This window comes from Hymenobacter rubripertinctus (genome assembly GCF_003583925.1).
GTDB lineage: Bacteria > Bacteroidota > Bacteroidia > Cytophagales > Hymenobacteraceae > Hymenobacter > Hymenobacter rubripertinctus.
In genome coordinates this window covers 1-16,029 of sequence record NZ_QYCN01000018.1, presented here as the reverse complement: position 1 = coordinate 16,029, position 16,029 = coordinate 1, and the positions used below count along the sequence as shown (strand labels likewise).

Genomic DNA, 16,029 nt, shown 5'->3' with positions numbered 1-16,029 from the left:
CTGACCGGCTTACCCCAGCGCCCTCCCAGGCCTCAAATAAGCACGGTGGACTTAACCGCTTCTCAGCATATCAATAATTTATATGTTACTGATAATCATCAATTTTAACCCAATTGTAACAGCCTGGACTCTATGCGCCCGCACAAGTGCGGAATGCAGGATTTTACCTCGTTTAATTGGTCTTCGAGCAGGCGGCGCTTGTGCGGATTGCTGAAATGGGGCTGACCGGAACCGCCAATCAGGTCCACCAGCTGGTCGTCGTCGATTTCGTTTTCGACGTAGCGGCTCAGGTGGTAGTACCACTCCAGGGTGGGCACGTAGTTGGGGCGGGTGCGGTAGTCGGCCTCCTTTTGCAGCAGGTGGTGGCGGTGGCAGGTGTGCAGCAGCTTGTCGTACTTCTCCTGCAACACCAGCGCCTGGAAGTAGGCCACGAAGAAAATATGCCAGCGGTGGGCCAGAATCTCCTTGGCGTGGTCGCGCAGAAAGCTGTCGGCCAGCTTTTCGCCGTCGGCGGGCTGGCCGTTCAGGTTCAGGCACTTGATGTAGAAAGCCATGAAGCCGATTTTGTTGCGCACGTTATTCGTGTGCCGCACCGACGGAAACGACTGCTTCATAAGGGCCAGCGCCTCGTGGATTTTGCCCTGCCGCAGCAGAATCGCGCTGTAATTGTTGAGGTAGTGCAGGTGGTCGTTGTTCTTCTGCTTGATGCTGAGGTAGCCGAACTCCTCAGCCTGCTGCAACACATCGAACTTGGAGTGCAGCAACACGCTGTTGGCGTAGTAGTTAAACAGGATGCGGCGCGAGTAGAACATGCCCCGGCGCAGCATGGTATCCAGGGCCTCGTACACGGCCTTGAGCTTATCAAACTCCGAGTAGTTGAAGTAGAGAAACGTGAGCCGCACCACCGCGAAGTAGCGGTTCAGGCCGTCGAGGGTATCGTCGTAGAAGGTGGCCAGCAGCCAGGGCTCCCACTGCCGGCTCTCGGTGGGCGTGCGGGTGTACTGGCTCGTGATGTCGAGCGTGGCCTGGTGCAGCTGGGCAAACGTGGCCTTGCTCTGCTCGTAGGCCGCCCGTTGCTGCTCCACAAACTGGGCCACCAGCGCGTGCTCCTTAAAGCGCATCCGCACCAGCAGAAACTGCTGGTAGCTGAGCGTGAGCTCGTAGAATTTCACGAAGTAGAAGGCCGGCTTGTCGTAGCGCACAATGGCCTGGAGCAGCGCCTTTTCCTCGGCCGGGCCGATGGAATCGGTCATAATCTGCTGGTCGAGGGCGTTGAGGTGCACCAGGTGCTTGTCCACGTCGATGCTGGCCAGGCGCTGCTGCACCCACTGCATCAGGTTGGAATACTTGCGCTTGTCGATGCCGGGCCGGAAGGCCACCGGCGTGCGCGGGTGGTGGCAGTTGTAGGCCAGCGTTTCGAGAATTTCGCGGTTGTCGGCATCCTGAAACTGCTGCACCTGCTGCAGCCAGGCCACTTCGTGCGGCAGCACATCGGCGGCAAACTCGGCGAACTTCTCTAGTTTTCTCTTCACAGCATAGCGGCGTGGGKGGGCGGGGCGTCCAATGTACCGGAAATATTCAGGTTGGCCGATGCTGGGGCGCAGGCATAAAAAAAAGCGCGGGGTTAGCGCGCTTTTTTTGGGAGAAGAATGAACGTCATGCAGAGCGCAGCGAAGCATCTTGCTCGCATCGTTGAGCAATTGAATTAGTATGTAGCACCATCAATGTGCTCAGAAATCTAATTTCAAATCTTCCATACTGAGATATCCTTCCCGTTCCAGAAGCAGCTTTAATTCAAGGCTGGAATAAGGCTCAAAATTCTCATTCGTCTTTATTTCATTTGCAATGACCTGTTTAGAGTGCAAGCGCAAAACAGTCGGAACCGCATACTGAAGAATAGCTGCTGTTACAACACTGAACCTGTCAGTTGTGGAGATGCTGCTCTCCAAATCAAGAGCTTCCTTTAGTCCCTCGGGATTAGGCACAATAAATTGGCCAGCTTGCCTGAAGTGGCACAAATGAAAAGGTGGATAGGGCAGTAAGCTTGGGCTTAATTCTTTCAACAAGAATGCAATTGAAATACTAAACTGACCACCATACAAAGATTTATCAATTCCAATAACCGATACGCATTCTTGGTTATCACAATACCAGTCGTCTTTTACGCGGATAAAAGCGCGTGGAATCAGAAGTGAATCCAGTAGATTTATTAATTCACGCTTACTGCTCAAATTAAGATTCATCAGAAAAGTATCAGCATGTTCCGCGCTTTATTGCATCGGTATGAAGGTACACAAATCGAAAGTTTACTAACCCCAAGCGAGATGCTTCGCTGCGCTCTGCATGACGTTCGTTATTTCACAAACGCCGCCACCAGCTTGTTAAACTCCGCCGCCTGCTCATAATGCGCGAAGTGGCCGGCTTCGGGCAGCAGCACTTGTTGGGCGTGGGGCAGGCGGGCCACTCCTGCTGCCGCCACCTGGGCGGTGGTGAGCTGCGGGTGCAGCGCCCGGTTGGGAATCAGGAAATCTTCGGCCCCGAACACGACCAGCGTGGGCTGCTGCACCTGCGGCAGGCGCTCGAAAATGGGGCCGTCGAGCATGCCGGCCATGCTCCTGACCACGGTGAGGGCGTAGAGGCCGAAGTCGTCGCACTGCATCATGCGCAGGCGCTCGGTTATCCAGAGGTCTACGGCCGGGGGCATGCGGAAGAAGTTGTACTTGTGGTTGGCGCGCACCTGCGCCTCGGGCGTGTGCTCGATGGACGCCACCGTGTAGAAGGCGCGCAGCTGCTCCCGCTCGGGCGCGGTGAAGGTTTCGAAGCCGGCCGGCGAGGTGAGGACCAGCTTCTGGGCATCGTCGGGGTACTTCAGGGCCAGGGTCACGGCAATCTGGCCGCCCATGCTGTGGCCCACCAGCGTCACGTTGCGCAGGTGCAGGCGCTGGATAAACAGGTGGATGACCTCGGCGTAGAACTCCATGGTGCCGGGGTAGTGGCCCTTCGACGATTTGCCGTAGCCCGGCAGGTCGAGGGCCAGGCAGCGGCTGCTGCGGCTCAGTTCCGGCAGGGTGCGCTCCCAGGCCCGCACGTAGCTGCTCAGGCCGTGGATGAAAATAAGAGTGCTGCTGCCCTTGCCGGCATCGACGTAGGCGATTTCCAGCGAATCAGCCAGCGCCACGCGGTGCTCGGGGAAGCCGTAGGGGCCAATTACCTGGCGGATAGGCTCGGTTTGCGTCGGAAGTGACATCGCCGGGAAGCTTGCAGTGAGAAGAAGGAGAATTAGGGCGGGCAGGAGGTGCAGGGTCGGATGTTTCATTGGGAAGGGGAAAAAGAACGTCATGCTGAGCGGAGCATCTCTGCCGCTTCGTTCGGGCGGGTCACCTCACCCCCTGACGCCCACTGTCGTTGCCCTCCCCGAGCGCCTCATCCCCCGGCCCCTTCTCCGAAAAGGAGAAGGGGAGCCACGGCGGCGCGCTCAAAAAGAGGTTTGCGAGGTCGTTGAACGCACCCCTTCTCCTTTTCGGAGAAGGGGCCGGGGGATGAGGCACTCGGGGAGGGCGACAACAGTAGAACTTAACGGCTCGGGCGGGCAGGCGAAACAGCAAAACACTCACCCCGCCGCCTGCAGGGCCTTTTTATTGATTTTCCCTGTGTCATTCTTCGGCAGTTCCGCCACCAGCTCCAGGTACTTGGGCACCTTGAAGCGGGCCAGGTTGCCGGCGCAGTAGGCCCGCAACGCCTCGCAGGAAATGTCGAGGCCGCGGGTTACGATGAAGGCTTTGCCGACTTCGCCCCAGCGGGCATCGGGCACGCCGATTACCGCCACTTCCGACACGCCGGGGAAGGTGAGCAGGAAGCGCTCAATCTCGGCCGGGTACACGTTTTCGCCGCCCGAGATGTACATGTTTTTGATGCGGTCCATCACGAAGAAGTAGCCTTCCTCGTCGCGCCGGAGCAGGTCGCCGGTGCGGAACCAGCCGTCGGGCAGGGCTTTGGCGGTGGCTTCGGGGTCGCGCCAGTAGCCGGGGGTGGTCATGGGGCCGCGCAGGCAGAGCTCGCCCACTTCGTTGGGGCCCACTTCCTGGCCCTGCTCGTCAAGCAGGCGGGTTTCGACGTAGAAATTGGGTCGCCCGATGGAGCCGATTTTGCGCACGGCATCGTCCTGGTGCAGCGAAAACAGGTTGGGGCCCACTTCCGTGAGGCCGAAGCCCTGGCGGATTTTAATGCCCTTCCGGTCCCAGGCCCGGATAACTTCCAGCGGCAGCGCCTCGCCGCCCACGATGAAGTAGCGCAGGCTGCCCAGGTCGGCAGTGGCGAAGGCGGGGCTTTCCATCATCATCTTGAGCATGGTGGGCACGCCCATGAAGATGTCGGCCCGCTCCTGGTCGAGCAGCGCGAGGATGCGCTCGGGCTGGAATTTCTTGAGCAGCCCCACCGTGGCCCCACGGTGCAGAAACGGCGTGAGCAGCACGTTCCAGCCGCCGGTGTGGAAGGGCGGCATGCAGTTAATCGTGACGTCGGAGGGTGTGATTTCGAGGCTCAGGCTGGTGTTGAGGCTGTTCCAGAGCAGCATCCGGTGCGTGTAGAGGGCGCCCTTGGGGAAGCCGGTGGTGCCGGAGGTGTAGAGGATGAACACGGGGTCGTCCTCGTCGGGCTCGGGGCCATCCCAGGCGGGCGCGGGCACGGCCAGGCCGCGCTGGCACAGGTCGCAGAGGCCCTGCAGGGCCCATACCTGCGGCACGGCGGCCAGGCCGCTTAGGGCCAATAGCTTCTCCTGAAACTGCTCTTCGTAGATGAGCAGCGCGGGCTCGCAGTTGCGCACCAGGTAGTCGATTTCGCCACTGGCCAGCCGGTAGTTGATGGGCACGAGGACGAGGCCGGTTTTCTGGGCCGCCACGAACAGGGCCACGTACTCCAGGCAATGCTCGGCCAGCACCATCACCCGGTCGCCTTTTTGCAGCTTGTGGCGCTGGGTGAGCTCGGCGGCGAGGTGGTTGGCAGCGTGGTTGAGCTGGGCGTAGGTGTAGGCGCGGTCGGTGTCGAGCTCTTTCAGCGCCGTTTGGTGCGGGGAGTAGAGGGCCCACTTGGCGACCCAGTCTTTGGTGTACATCGTGCGGTGGGGTTTTGAGGGTTTAAAGTCACGGCGGCGCGGCCGAGGGAACCTCACCCCCGGCCCCTCTCCAAAAGAGAGGGGAGCCTGACGGTTGGCCAGGGGGAGATTGACAAGATTAAAAGAACGTCATGCTGAGCTGGCCGAAGCATCTCTACCGCTTCGTTGCATTCAGCATTGATTACTACTGCGGTAGAGATGCTTCGGCAAGCTCAGCATGACGTTCAGTAGTTGGTTTCATCAGCGTTTGGGGTGTTCCCGCAGCCACTTCAGCCGCTTCAGAATCTTCCGCTCCCCTAGCCCGCCGCCGCGCCAGATACCACGCGCCGCCCACCGCCACCGAGGCCATAATGCCCAGCGCGGCCGACACGCCGGGGTTGCGCACCGGGGCCTGCATGTAGGGCGTGAGCCGCCCGAAATACACCGCAAAATGCACCAGCAGCGCCGTAACCGAGGCCACCGTGACGGCCGAGCGCGGGGCGTCGCGCAGGAAAATCCCGAAGCTCACCGGCACGAAAGCCGCCGCGAAGTAGGCGTACACGCCGGTCTGGGCGAAGATGGCCACGCTCAGCTTGGCGTTCACAAACTGGTCGTAGGACAGCCAGATGGCCACGCCGCCCAGCGCCGCGATAACCACCCGGTTGAGCAGGATTTCGCGGCCGAAACCGCCGGTGCCCGCAAAGGCTGTGGCCGGCAGCAGCGGCCGGATGATGTCGGCCGTGATGGTGCTGGAGAGCGACTGAATCAGGCTTTCGAGGGTGGAAATGCCGGCCGAAATCAGCCCCAGGATAACCAGCAGGCCCAGGTACACGGGAAACTCGCGCACCACGTAGGCCGACATAATCTTGTCCATCCGCAGCTCCTGCCCGTTCAGCAGCAGGCCGGGGAAAGACAGCCGCGCATACAGCCCCACGAACACCACCGAGAAAAACACCGTGAGCACCGCCACCGCCGTGAGCAGGTAGCGGTTCACGTCCTTCTCGCTGTCGAGCAGCAACGATTTGGTGATGAGGTGGGGCTGGCACACAATGGCCACGCCAATCACAATCTGGCAGACAATGATTTCAAAGTAATCGCGGAACAGGTAGCTGCCGGGGTTGGTGGCGTGCGTCAGGGCCGGGTCGATGGCGGCCAGCTTGGCAATGAAACCGTGCACGCCCTGGCTGAAATGCTCGTAGCCCGAGGTGAGCAGCACGATGGCCACCAGCAGCTTCAGCGAGGCCTGAATGGTGTTGGTGTACACCATCGAATTGGCCCCGCCGAACATCATGTAGCCGAAAATAAACACCACCACGCCCACCAGCACCGGCAGCGGCGGCGCATTCAGGGCGTTGCTGAGCACCTGCGTGAGCCCCACGCAAATGAGCACGATAAACGTGATGAGCAGTAGCGACAGCCACCCGAAGTAGCGCGTCAGCCCCGCGCTCTGGAACCGCGAGCCAATCCACTGGGCCAGCGTGTGCGCCTTCACCGTCTGCCCGTGTTTGCGGAAACCCTTCGTGAACACCACCAGCGACACCATCGAGGCCAGCGGCATCACCACCCCGAAGGAAAGCATGGCGCTCAGCCCATTGATGGCCACGAAGCCGGGATTGATGATGAACGTAGCCGCGCTGGTCATGGAAGCCGCCAGCGACAGGCCCACAGCCACCGGCGAAAACCGCACCGAGCCCACGGCATAGTCCGACATGCTCTTGATTTTCAGCGCCCCGCGCACCACAAAAAAGAGGATAACCGCCGCGTAGCAGGCCAGCAGGACGGCCGTAGCGGTTACCAATTGGGGAGTAGCGTTGCTGTTCATGGGTAGGAAGGGTTAGACAAGCAAGGTGAGAATTTGGACCGTCATGCTGCGCGCAGAAAGGGCATTTGGAACGTCATGCTGAGCGCAGTCGAAGCATCTCTACCGCTTCGTTCAACTGTTCGCCTCACCCCCGGCCCCTCTCCAAAAAAGAGGGGGCACCGGAAATGCTTAGTTTGAAATCGTTAGGCTCCCCTCTCTTTTGGAGAGGGGCCGGGGGTGAGGTGCCGGCGTCAGGCGAAGCAGTAGAGATGCTTCGACTGCGCTCAGCATGACGGTCTACTATCACGTTCAATCAAAAGCAACTACATCCGAAACGCCGCGCCGGCAAAGGCCAGTCCGCCGCCCGAGCCAATCAAAAACACCAGGTCGTTTTCCTTGATATCGCCGGCCGTCACGGCCTTATCCAGCGCCATGGGGATGGCGGCCGAGCCGGTGTAGCCGAAGTGCTGCATGATGAGCGGAGCCCGTTCGCGGGGCACGCCCAGCCGGTCCAGCGTTTCGTGGATGGCGTGGATGTTGAGCTGCGTCATCACATAATGATTTACCTCACAGGGGCACACGTCGATATCAGCGGCCATTTCTTTAGCCAAACGGGTCCATATTTCGGGGTTGATTTCCTTGGGAAAGCGGTGCACAAACTTCAGCTTGTGGTCGTTGCGGGCCAGCACGTCGGCCGTGAGGGGCTGGTGGGTGGCCCCGGCATAGATGCCCATCCAGCCGGTGTACTGGCCCTCGGTGTGGAGGCGGCTGGTGAGAAAGCCCCGGTCGGTGTTTTCGGCTGAGGTGAGAAGCACCGCCCCGGCCCCGTCGGCGAAGAGCGTCACGGTTTTCTTGTCGGTGAGGTCGAGGTACTTGCTCATGGCGTAGCCGCCGATGACCAGCACGCGGTTGTAGCGCGTGTCGGACGCAATGTATTTGGCCGCCACGTCCAGGGCCGTCACGAAGCCGGCGCAGGCGGCGTTGAGGTCGAAAGTCCCTGCTCCCGTGGCCCCCAGCCGGTGTTGCAGCACGGCGGCGGTGGAGGGCGACACGTACTCGGGCGTGTCGGTGGCCACGATGAGCAGGTCCAGATCATCGGGCCGCACGCCGGCCCGGTCCAGGGCCTGGCGAGCTGCTTTTTCGCACAAGTCAGCCACCGATTCATCGTCGGCGCACCAGCGGCGCGACTCAATGTTCACGTTCTGGCGCAGCCAGGTGTCCACGTCCTCGCCCAGCAGCTCGTTGAAATAGCTGTTGGGCAGTTCCCGCGCTGGCGCGTAGGAGCCAGTGGCAGTGATGAGCGCGCGGCGGCCAGTAGCAGTCTGCATAGCGTTAAATGGTTACGGCTCCGTCCACGCTCAGCACCGTGCCCGAGATGAAGCCGGCCTCGTCGGAGGCCAGGAAGAGGTAGGCGCTGGCAATGTCGTCGGGGGTGCCCAGGCGGCGCAACGGGGTGCGGCCTTTTATCATTTCCACCACCTTTTCGGGGATGGTATCAATCATATCAGTCGCGATGAAGCCGGGGGCCACGGCGTTTACCGTGATGTTGAACTTGCCCAGCTCACGGGCCAGCGTTTTGGTGAAGCCAATAAGGCCGGCCTTGGTGGCCGCGTAGTTGGCCTGCCCGAAGTTGCCATACAGCCCCACCACCGACGAGGTGTTGATGATGCGCCCACTCTGCTGCGCTTCCATAAACGGGGCCACGGCCTGGGTGCAGACAAATACGCCGGTCAGGTTCACGTCGAGCACCTGCTGCCACTGGGCCAGCGTCATCTTGCGCAGCGTGGCGTCGCGGGTGATGCCGGCGTTGTTTATCAGCACATCGAGGCGGCCGAACTGGGCGTGCGCGGCCTGGGCGGCGGCGGCCACCTGCTCGGGCTGAGTGGTGTTCACGATGGCCATCACGGCATGGCCGCCGGCGGCTTCAATCTCGGCGAGCGTGGCCTCGGCCTTCGCCTTATCAATGTCCCAGATAACCACTTTCGCGCCCTCGGCCGCAAAGCGCAGCGCCGATACCCGGCCAATGCCGCTGGCCCCGCCCGTGATGATGACTACTTTGTCCTGTGCTCGTTTCATGCTGATTGTTTAGACAGCCTGAAAGTAACGGGGGGCTCTACCGGCCAGCAGCAGGCCACGAAGAAAACCGGGGTGGACTTAAAGCCATTTTCATCAACGCAAATACTATAATCATTTCATTATCAAAGTTTTGAATTTTTATAACCGATAACGGACCCTGCACCTGCCAATCAGCTAGCCAGAACCGGGGCCGCGCAGCTGCATCACAGGGCAAACACACGGGTATAAGCGCTCCGCATTGCGGCGGTAACGCGAACCGCAGAACAGAAGCGGAGCTTCCACGGCACGTATTGTTGCTGCCAGCCGGACAACGTTCCAGGATTTGCGAAGGGCTTCACGGCCTCGCCACCCCCACCCTGGCCGTTTCGCCAACGGTGGACCAGGGAGGCAGAACAGCCCCTGCGCGCCTCGTCATCGGGGCGGTAGCGGGCCTCGTTCACTGGTGAGGCGCAGGTAGGCACGGCTACATGACGCGAGGCCCACCGCCGGGAATCCGCCGCCACAGAGTGTTCAAGGGCCGCAGCTGCACCTGGCAGTTTCCTGCAATGCGTCTGCCCGGCCTGCCAATCGCACCTGCGCCCACTCACCCAGGACCTACGCACAAGCTTACGGCCCGCTTGTGCGTAGGTCCTGGGTGAATGGGCGCAGGTTCTGTCACCGAAGCCGATGGCATGGTCATCCGCCTTGACTTCCTTGCCTTAGCCGGCATTCTGTTCATGCCCTGGGAGATGGTGGGGAGCGGCGGAATCTATTTGAAATACACGGCCTGAAACACGGCCAGCGGGGAGCGGCGGCCCACGTTCAGCAGCAGCGTATCGCCGCGCAACGTGTAGTTGTCGGTCTGGTTGAGCACGTCCAGCAAGCCGCGCTCGGTATCGGGGCCGGGGCAGGCTTTGAGGGTTGTGAGCAGGTTGGTAAAGCGCAGGCGCTGCTGCTGCTCATTGAGCTCGTAGCCGCCATTGAGCGCGTTGCAGCCACCGAAACCCGTTACGCGGCTGCTGTCGCGGAGCACGAAGTAGGCTTCCCGCTCCTGGTCAGGAGCCATGGTCACGGGCTGGCCCTCCAGCGTCATCAACTTCCAGTACTTGTTGAGAATGCCATCCGGTTGCCGGCTCGTACCGGCCGATGCGGTGGCGTCGGGCGTGGTTGGTTTGGTTGGTTCGCAGCCCGATAACAGGGCCGGGGCGAGAAGCAGGGCAAGCAGGGTATTCTTCATGAGTGATGCATTGAATAGTAGACGTAGGCGGCGCCGTTTCAGCTGCCCCGGTAGGTGGTGTAGCCGAAGGCCGACAGCGTGATGGGAACGTGGTAATGCGCGCCATCTTTCAACTCAAACACGACCTCGATATAGGGGTAAAACGAGGCCTGCTGCTGAGCCGCAAAATAGGGCTGGGTCAGAAAGGTGAGCTTGTACATGCCGGTTTGGGGCGTTTTTTGACCGGCGGTGGGCAGGAAGTCGCCGATGCGGCCGGCCGCGTCGGTTTTCTGTTCCGCCACCGCGTGCCAGCTCTTCTGGGCGGCATCATACTTCTCCAGGCGCACCGTTACGCCCGGGGCCGGGATGCCCCGGCTAATGTCGAGAACATGGGTGCTGAGCTGGTAGGCGGGCGGGGTTTGCTGGGCCAGACCCCACAGGGGCAGCAGGCTAAACAAGCAAAAAAGGAGGATTTTCAAGGAATTATGCGGGAAAGTGAAAAAAGAAATGCCCGGCCCCGGCCTAAGGCCGGGGCGGTTGAGAGGCATGTTAAGGCGTGGTGATACCGGCCTCCGGCAGCGCGGTGTAGGCGTTGCGGCGGGCGGCCTCGGTATTGTGCGGCCCTACTCCGTCGCCCCGGGTCAGCAGAATGGTCTGGCTGCCGGCATCCACCACGGCCACCGACACCTGCTTGTTGAACGTGGCGGCTTTGGCGCGCACCTGCCCGGCCATGGCCAGCGCCGCCCGCAGCGTGAGCTGCTCGGCCGGGGCCAGGTAGGGCGTCGTTGGCCTGCCCCCCGCCGGCTAAACAGGTTGGGGCCGGGTTTGGGCGGTAGCCAGGCCGGGGGCTAGCAGCAGGCAGAATCCAATCAGGTAACGGGTCATCGTTTCGTTATGCATCAGCTACTTCGCCAATTCGAACCGGGCCAGCGGGGCCATGCGGGCCTTGTTGAGCGACAGGCTGATGGCACTCACGCTCAGGTTATCGGCCTCGGCCAGGGCGCGGCTCAGCTCCTGCTCCAGGTTGCCGGGGCAGGCCATGCGCGTGGAAATGCCGGGCTTGATCTGGAGCTGGTAGGTATTGCGGATGGTGTAGTCGCTGAGCAGCACGTTGCAATCGGCTTTGGCCTCCAGCCGGCCCTCTTTCGAGTGGAAGATGAGGTAGTGCGTATCGGCACGGCCGGCTACGGGCTGGCCGTACAGCTCGATGAGCTGCCAGCGTTTGTCCTCGGCGGCCGGGTTGCCTTTTTCGGCGCGGCCGTTGGCTGCCGTTGGTTCGGTGGTGGGCATTTCAGGCGCGGGTTTGGTCGGGTTGCAGGCGGCCAGGGCCAGGGCGAGCAGGGCGGTAGTTGAAAGCAGGCGGTAGTTCACGGTGGTAGTTGGTAATGGCAGTTGGTAGTGGTTGCCGGGGCCGACAGTGGTCGTGGCCGTTAGTTCGGAAGTAGCTCATCTACTCTGCCCGGCCCGGTAGCTGCTTCGGGCTGATGAAGCAGGGCTTCGATCTGGTAGGTGGCCAGGCCCTTTGGCAAAGGCCACGTGACGTTGTCGCCTACCCGGCGGCCGAGCACGGCGGTAGCCACGGGGGCCAGAATAGAGATTTTACGGCGGGCCACGTCTGCCTCCTTCGGATAAACCAGCGTGATTTCCAGCGCCATCTGGCTGGTCAGCTCCCGCAGGCGCACCACCGAATTCATCGTGATAACATCGGCCGGAACAGCGGCCGAATCGACCAGCGTGGCCCGGTGCAGCTCGCTACTCAGCCGGCCGATAACCCGGGTGCCGCTGAGTTGGCGCTCGGCGGCCACCAGCTCCAGGAGCCGGACGTGGTCTGCTTTGGTTACCAGAATGGCTTTCATCATGTAGCTGCTTAAAGAAGAAGAAGGAGGAGAACAAACGTGCTGAGGGCCGCCTGCGGGCTTAGTCGAAGCGCGGGTTGCGCAGCTCTAAGGGCGGGGCTTTTTTACGCAGGCGCATGTTGAGCAGTTCTACCAGCAGCGAAAAGCCCATTGCAAAGTAGAGGTAGCCCTTCTCAATTTCCTGGTGGGCGGCCTCCATCACCAGCAGCAGGCCAATCATGATAAGAAACGAGAGGGCCAGCATTTTGATCGTAGGATTCTTGTTCACGAAGTCGGCCACCACCCGGCTGAAGGCCAGCATAAGGCCCATGGCGCCCATCACGGCCAGAATCATCACCAGCACATTATCGACGAGGCCCACGGCCGGCCTTTTTGCACCACCCCCGGGGCCAGGGGGGCCGGSCCGGCCGGGCTGCCGCCCGGTTCCTCTTCGCCCTGGAGCTTGGTATGGATTTCGGTGGTGCTCTTGTACATCAGAAACAGGCCCCCAGCCAGCAGAATCAGGTCGCGCCCGCTCACCGGCCACGGCTCACTCAGCCAGGGCAGCGGCAGCGTGAGCAGCGCCGCCCGCAGCCCAATCACCCACGAAATACTCAGTAGCAGCAGCACCCGGAACACCAGCGCCAACGCCAGCCCAATGGTGCGGCCCCGCGCCTGCTGGCTGGCCGGTAGGCGGGCCACCAGAATGGAGATAAAAATGATGTTGTCGATGCCCAGCACGATTTCCATCAGCGTCAGGGTCAGCAGGCTTACCCACGTGGCGGGCTGGGCAAAGGCAGCAAAATCGTACAAGGAAACAGGCAGGTAAAATGAGGAAGAAAAACGTGTACCTAAACGACTAACTCACCCAGTCGCCGGCGGCCTCGGGCTGGTGCAGAATGTCCTCGACCCAGTAGGTGGCCGCCCCGGTGCCGTGGGACAGGCGCAGCTGGTCGCCCAGCCGGCAACCCAGCACGGCAATGCCCACGGGTTCCAGCACCGACACCCGGTGGCGGGCCTGGTCCGCGTCGGGCGGGTACACCAGCGTGAAGTGCAGCTCCTCGGCGCTGTGCAGGGCCCGCAGCTTGAGGCGGGAGTTCATGGTCACCACGTCGGGCAAAATATCGTGGGAATCAACCAGCTGGGCGCGGGTCAGCTCTTGCATCAGGGCAGCCACCTGCCGGGCGGTGCGCCCCACCGGATGCTCCTCGCGCCCCAGGTGCGTCAGGCGGTGGTAGTCGAGCTTGGTTACGTAAATACTACTGGACGAAAGAGGCGTTTTCATGGCTACCGGGCGGTTGTAGTGAACGGTTCGGCGGCAGTGGGCAATGGGGCCGGTTGCCGGAGGGTAGTACAAAGAACTACCCCCGACATAAGAATGAGATGAGAAGCGAATGAGAAAGGATGAGAGCCCGCCCCGGCTGCGGCGCAGCTGAAGCGGGCTCCCGGGAGCTACTAGGTGGCCGCTTAGCCAGCTACACTGGCACCGGCGTAGCCGGCAGCCAGACCGTGGCCGTGGTGCCCTGGCCGGGCGCAGAAGTCAGCTCCAGCCGGCCGCCGTGGCGCTGAATAATGCGCTGGGTCAGGGGCAGGCCCAGGCCGTAGCCGGGGCGGCTCAGGGCATTGGCCGCGCGGTAGAGTGGCTCGTAGATGCGCGCCAACTCGGCGGGCGTGAGGCCCGGCCCTTCATCGATGATGCGCAGGCGCAGGGTGTGGGCGTCGGCGTACCCGAGTTCGGTACGCACCGGCCCGTCGGAGTGCTTGCCGGCGTTGTCGAGCAGGTTGAGCAGGGCCGTGGTCAGCAGCTCGGCGCTGCCCGGGAGCATAAAGGGGTCGGCCTCGGTATCGGTGGGCAGGTTATAGAAGGCCAGCCGCCATTCGCGGCCGGGGTAGCTGGCCCGCACCAGGCGCAGGGCTTGGTGCAGGCATTCATCGAGGCGCACCGGCCCGAAGGCGGGCAGCGCCCCATCCACCTTCGCCAGGTTGAGCAGGCCGTTGGTGAGGGCGCTCAGGCGGCGGGCGGCTTCCAGGCTCTGGGCCATGCTTTGGCGGGCCTCGGGCAGGGTAGCGTCGTATGCGAGGCCCGTTTCGAGGGTGCCGACCAGGCCGGTGAGGGGCGTGCGTAATTCGTGCGAGGCGTGGGCCAGAAAGGTTTTCTGCGCCTCAAAGGCCTGTTCCAGCCCGGCCAGCATGAGGTTGAAAACCCGGGCCAGCTGGGCCAGCTCGTCGCGCCCATTGCCTTCCGACAGCCGCTGCCCCAGGCTGGCGGCCGAAATGCGCCCCGCCTGCCGGCTGATGCGGGCCACAGGCCGCAGCACCACGCCGGCAAAAAACCACCCGGCGGCCACCGTCAGCAGCAGCCCGCCCACGTTGGCCAGCACCAGCAGCAGGCCCAGCCGCCGCTGCTGCGCCCGCCCCGCCCGGTCTTCGGCCGCCACGAAAATGCGGTAGTAGCCCGTAGTGGCCCCCCGCGGATACGCCAGGCCGATGATTTCCTGCACTCCCCGGGCGGGGTAGCGCAACTGCTGGCCCGCGCCCAGGCCCGCCAGCCGCGCCCGGTTAGTAGCCTCGTCGATGTGGTCGGCGCTGCTGTAGCGCAGCAAGCCATCGGGACCGTAAATACTTATTTCCTCCCGGGGCAGCGTGAGCAGGTCGTCCCGGCGCAGGCGGCCCCTGTTGCCGGCTTCCCCCTTCAGCAACGGTAACAGCAGCCGGCCGGCCAGCGTGGCGCTGTTGGTCAGGCGCAGCTCGAAGCGTTGGGCCCGGGTAATGGCCGCGAAGTAATATACGAAGGCCGAAAATCCCAGCTGAAGGCCCAGTACCAGCAGGGTAAACCAGAGCAGCAGCTTGTGGCGAATCAGCATAAAACAGAAAGGTTGTCGGGGCGGCCGGCCGGGCTTATTCCGCCCGCATCACGTAGCCCATGCCCACCACGGTATGAATGAGTTTGGGCGTAAAATCGCGGTCGATTTTCTTGCGTAAGTAGCCAATATACACGTCGATGATGTTGGTGGAGGTATCGAAATCCACCTCCCACACTCGCTCGGCAATATCGACCCGCGACACGATGCGGTCCTGGTTCAGCAGCAAATGTTCCAGCAGCGAGTACTCGCGGCTGGTCAGGTCGATGCGCTGCCCGGCGCGGGTCACAATTTTAGAGTCCAGGTTCAGCTCCAGGTCGGCCAGGCAAAGCCGTTGCGGGGTGCTGGTTTCGGCGTAGCGCTTGGTGAGGGCCCGCACCCGCAGCAACAGCTCCCGAAACGCGAAGGGCTTCACCAGGTAATCGTCGGCCCCGGCCGCGAAGCCGGCTTCCTTGTCGGCCAGACTGTCGAGGGCTGTGAGCAGCAGAATGGGCACCCGCTCGCGCCCTCCGCGCAGTAGCCGGCACAGCTCCACGCCGTTCAGGTAGGGCAGGTTCACGTCCAGAATCACCATGTCGTAGGGCTGCTGCTGATAAAGCGACCAGCCCGAGCGCCCGTCGTAGGCCACCATCAGCTCGTAGCCTTCGTGTTCAAACCCTTTCCTGATAAACGACGCCACCTGCGGGTCGTCTTCCACGAGCAATACTTTCATAAGGCAAAGGTGCTCAATCCTGACTGCCGGCGGCGGCAACCTCGCTGGAGTGGCGAAAACAGGTCTTTGTGGGCAGAAATGGTCCTGAGTAGAGTCTGGAATCACGCAAAACGGCGGGAGCGCGGACCGCCGGAGCCGGACCGCACTGGCTCCTCATGGATTCAACCAGCGTTAAAGGTCCTGTGCGGGGTGGCAGAAAAGTTACGGGCGGTTTTGCAAACAGTATACCCGGCCGGCGCTACCGCCGGGCTTGTGGTTCGCGAAACCGCTACGTTTATACAGCCATTTCGTGAACGATGCACCCGGTCGTTGTCGAGCCGCCTGGTTGCGGTCCGGCGCTGAACGACACAATTGAACCACGGCGTAACCACGGCGTAACCACGGCGTAACCACGGCGTAACCACGGCGTAACCACGGCGTAACCACGGCGTAACCACGGCGTAACCACGGCGTAACCACG

Annotated in this window: 17 protein-coding genes; all 17 read right to left on the bottom strand. The window is 62.1% G+C overall.

Features of this window, described 5'->3' with window-relative positions:
• Positions 1–104: 104 nt before the first annotated feature.
• Positions 105–1,532 carry a hypothetical protein gene (locus tag D0T11_RS12910; RefSeq protein ID WP_119656212.1) on the bottom strand — a complete coding sequence of 476 codons (1,428 nt, stop codon included), beginning with the start codon at positions 1,530–1,532 and terminating at the stop codon, positions 105–107.
• Positions 1,533–1,730: 198 nt separating this feature from the next.
• On the bottom strand, positions 1,731–2,243 hold the full coding sequence (locus tag D0T11_RS12905) for a DUF4304 domain-containing protein (protein WP_119656211.1): 513 nt from the start codon (positions 2,241–2,243) through the stop codon (positions 1,731–1,733).
• A 110-nt stretch (positions 2,244–2,353) separates the two neighbouring features.
• Positions 2,354–3,247, bottom strand: a complete 894-nt coding sequence (locus tag D0T11_RS12900) for an alpha/beta fold hydrolase (RefSeq protein WP_182888391.1) — start codon at positions 3,245–3,247, stop codon at positions 2,354–2,356.
• Between the two features lie 363 nt (positions 3,248–3,610).
• On the bottom strand, positions 3,611–5,110 hold the full coding sequence (locus tag D0T11_RS12895) for an acyl-CoA synthetase (RefSeq protein ID WP_119656209.1): 1,500 nt from the start codon (positions 5,108–5,110) through the stop codon (positions 3,611–3,613).
• A gap of 184 nt (positions 5,111–5,294) precedes the next feature.
• Positions 5,295–6,911: a sodium:solute symporter family transporter gene (locus tag D0T11_RS12890; RefSeq protein ID WP_119656208.1), complete on the bottom strand. Its 1,617-nt coding sequence runs from the start codon at positions 6,909–6,911 to the stop codon at positions 5,295–5,297.
• 302 nt (positions 6,912–7,213) lie between these two features.
• Positions 7,214–8,218 carry a 3-oxoacyl-ACP synthase III family protein gene (locus tag D0T11_RS12885; RefSeq protein ID WP_119656207.1) on the bottom strand — a complete coding sequence of 335 codons (1,005 nt, stop codon included), beginning with the start codon at positions 8,216–8,218 and terminating at the stop codon, positions 7,214–7,216.
• A gap of 4 nt (positions 8,219–8,222) precedes the next feature.
• On the bottom strand, positions 8,223–8,966 hold the full coding sequence (gene fabG, locus D0T11_RS12880; RefSeq protein ID WP_119656206.1) for a 3-oxoacyl-ACP reductase FabG: 744 nt from the start codon (positions 8,964–8,966) through the stop codon (positions 8,223–8,225).
• 748 nt (positions 8,967–9,714) lie between these two features.
• Positions 9,715–10,182, bottom strand: coding sequence for an META domain-containing protein (locus D0T11_RS12875; protein WP_119656205.1), 468 nt, complete (start codon positions 10,180–10,182; stop codon positions 9,715–9,717).
• Positions 10,183–10,220: 38 nt separating this feature from the next.
• Positions 10,221–10,640 (bottom strand): hydroxyisourate hydrolase, encoded by a 420-nt coding sequence (uraH, locus tag D0T11_RS12870; protein WP_119656204.1) that lies wholly within the window; start codon positions 10,638–10,640, stop codon positions 10,221–10,223.
• A gap of 70 nt (positions 10,641–10,710) precedes the next feature.
• Complete coding sequence (locus D0T11_RS12865; RefSeq protein WP_262681978.1) at positions 10,711–10,911, bottom strand: heme-binding protein; 201 nt, start codon at positions 10,909–10,911, stop codon at positions 10,711–10,713.
• Positions 10,912–11,064: 153 nt separating this feature from the next.
• Positions 11,065–11,532 carry an META domain-containing protein gene (locus tag D0T11_RS12860; protein ID WP_119656202.1) on the bottom strand — a complete coding sequence of 156 codons (468 nt, stop codon included), beginning with the start codon at positions 11,530–11,532 and terminating at the stop codon, positions 11,065–11,067.
• A 59-nt stretch (positions 11,533–11,591) separates the two neighbouring features.
• A complete protein-coding gene (gene rnk, locus D0T11_RS12855) occupies positions 11,592–12,020 on the bottom strand; it encodes a nucleoside diphosphate kinase regulator (protein WP_119656201.1) in 429 nt (142 codons plus the stop codon).
• Between the two features lie 58 nt (positions 12,021–12,078).
• Positions 12,079–12,378, bottom strand: coding sequence for a TerC family protein (locus tag D0T11_RS23470; protein WP_317127270.1), 300 nt, complete (start codon positions 12,376–12,378; stop codon positions 12,079–12,081).
• The gene (locus D0T11_RS23465; protein ID WP_317127269.1) at positions 12,351–12,809 is read right to left on the bottom strand and encodes a TerC family protein; all 459 of its coding nucleotides are present in this window, start codon (positions 12,807–12,809) and stop codon (positions 12,351–12,353) included. Before D0T11_RS23465 ends, D0T11_RS23470 begins: the two co-directional genes overlap by 28 nt.
• A 46-nt stretch (positions 12,810–12,855) precedes the next feature.
• Positions 12,856–13,281: a GreA/GreB family elongation factor gene (locus D0T11_RS12845; protein WP_119656263.1), complete on the bottom strand. Its 426-nt coding sequence runs from the start codon at positions 13,279–13,281 to the stop codon at positions 12,856–12,858.
• Positions 13,282–13,471: 190 nt separating this feature from the next.
• On the bottom strand, positions 13,472–14,860 hold the full coding sequence (locus tag D0T11_RS12840) for a HAMP domain-containing sensor histidine kinase (RefSeq protein ID WP_119656200.1): 1,389 nt from the start codon (positions 14,858–14,860) through the stop codon (positions 13,472–13,474).
• Between the two features lie 34 nt (positions 14,861–14,894).
• The gene (locus D0T11_RS12835) at positions 14,895–15,569 is read right to left on the bottom strand and encodes a response regulator transcription factor (protein WP_119656199.1); all 675 of its coding nucleotides are present in this window, start codon (positions 15,567–15,569) and stop codon (positions 14,895–14,897) included.
• Positions 15,570–16,029 lie beyond the last annotated feature (460 nt).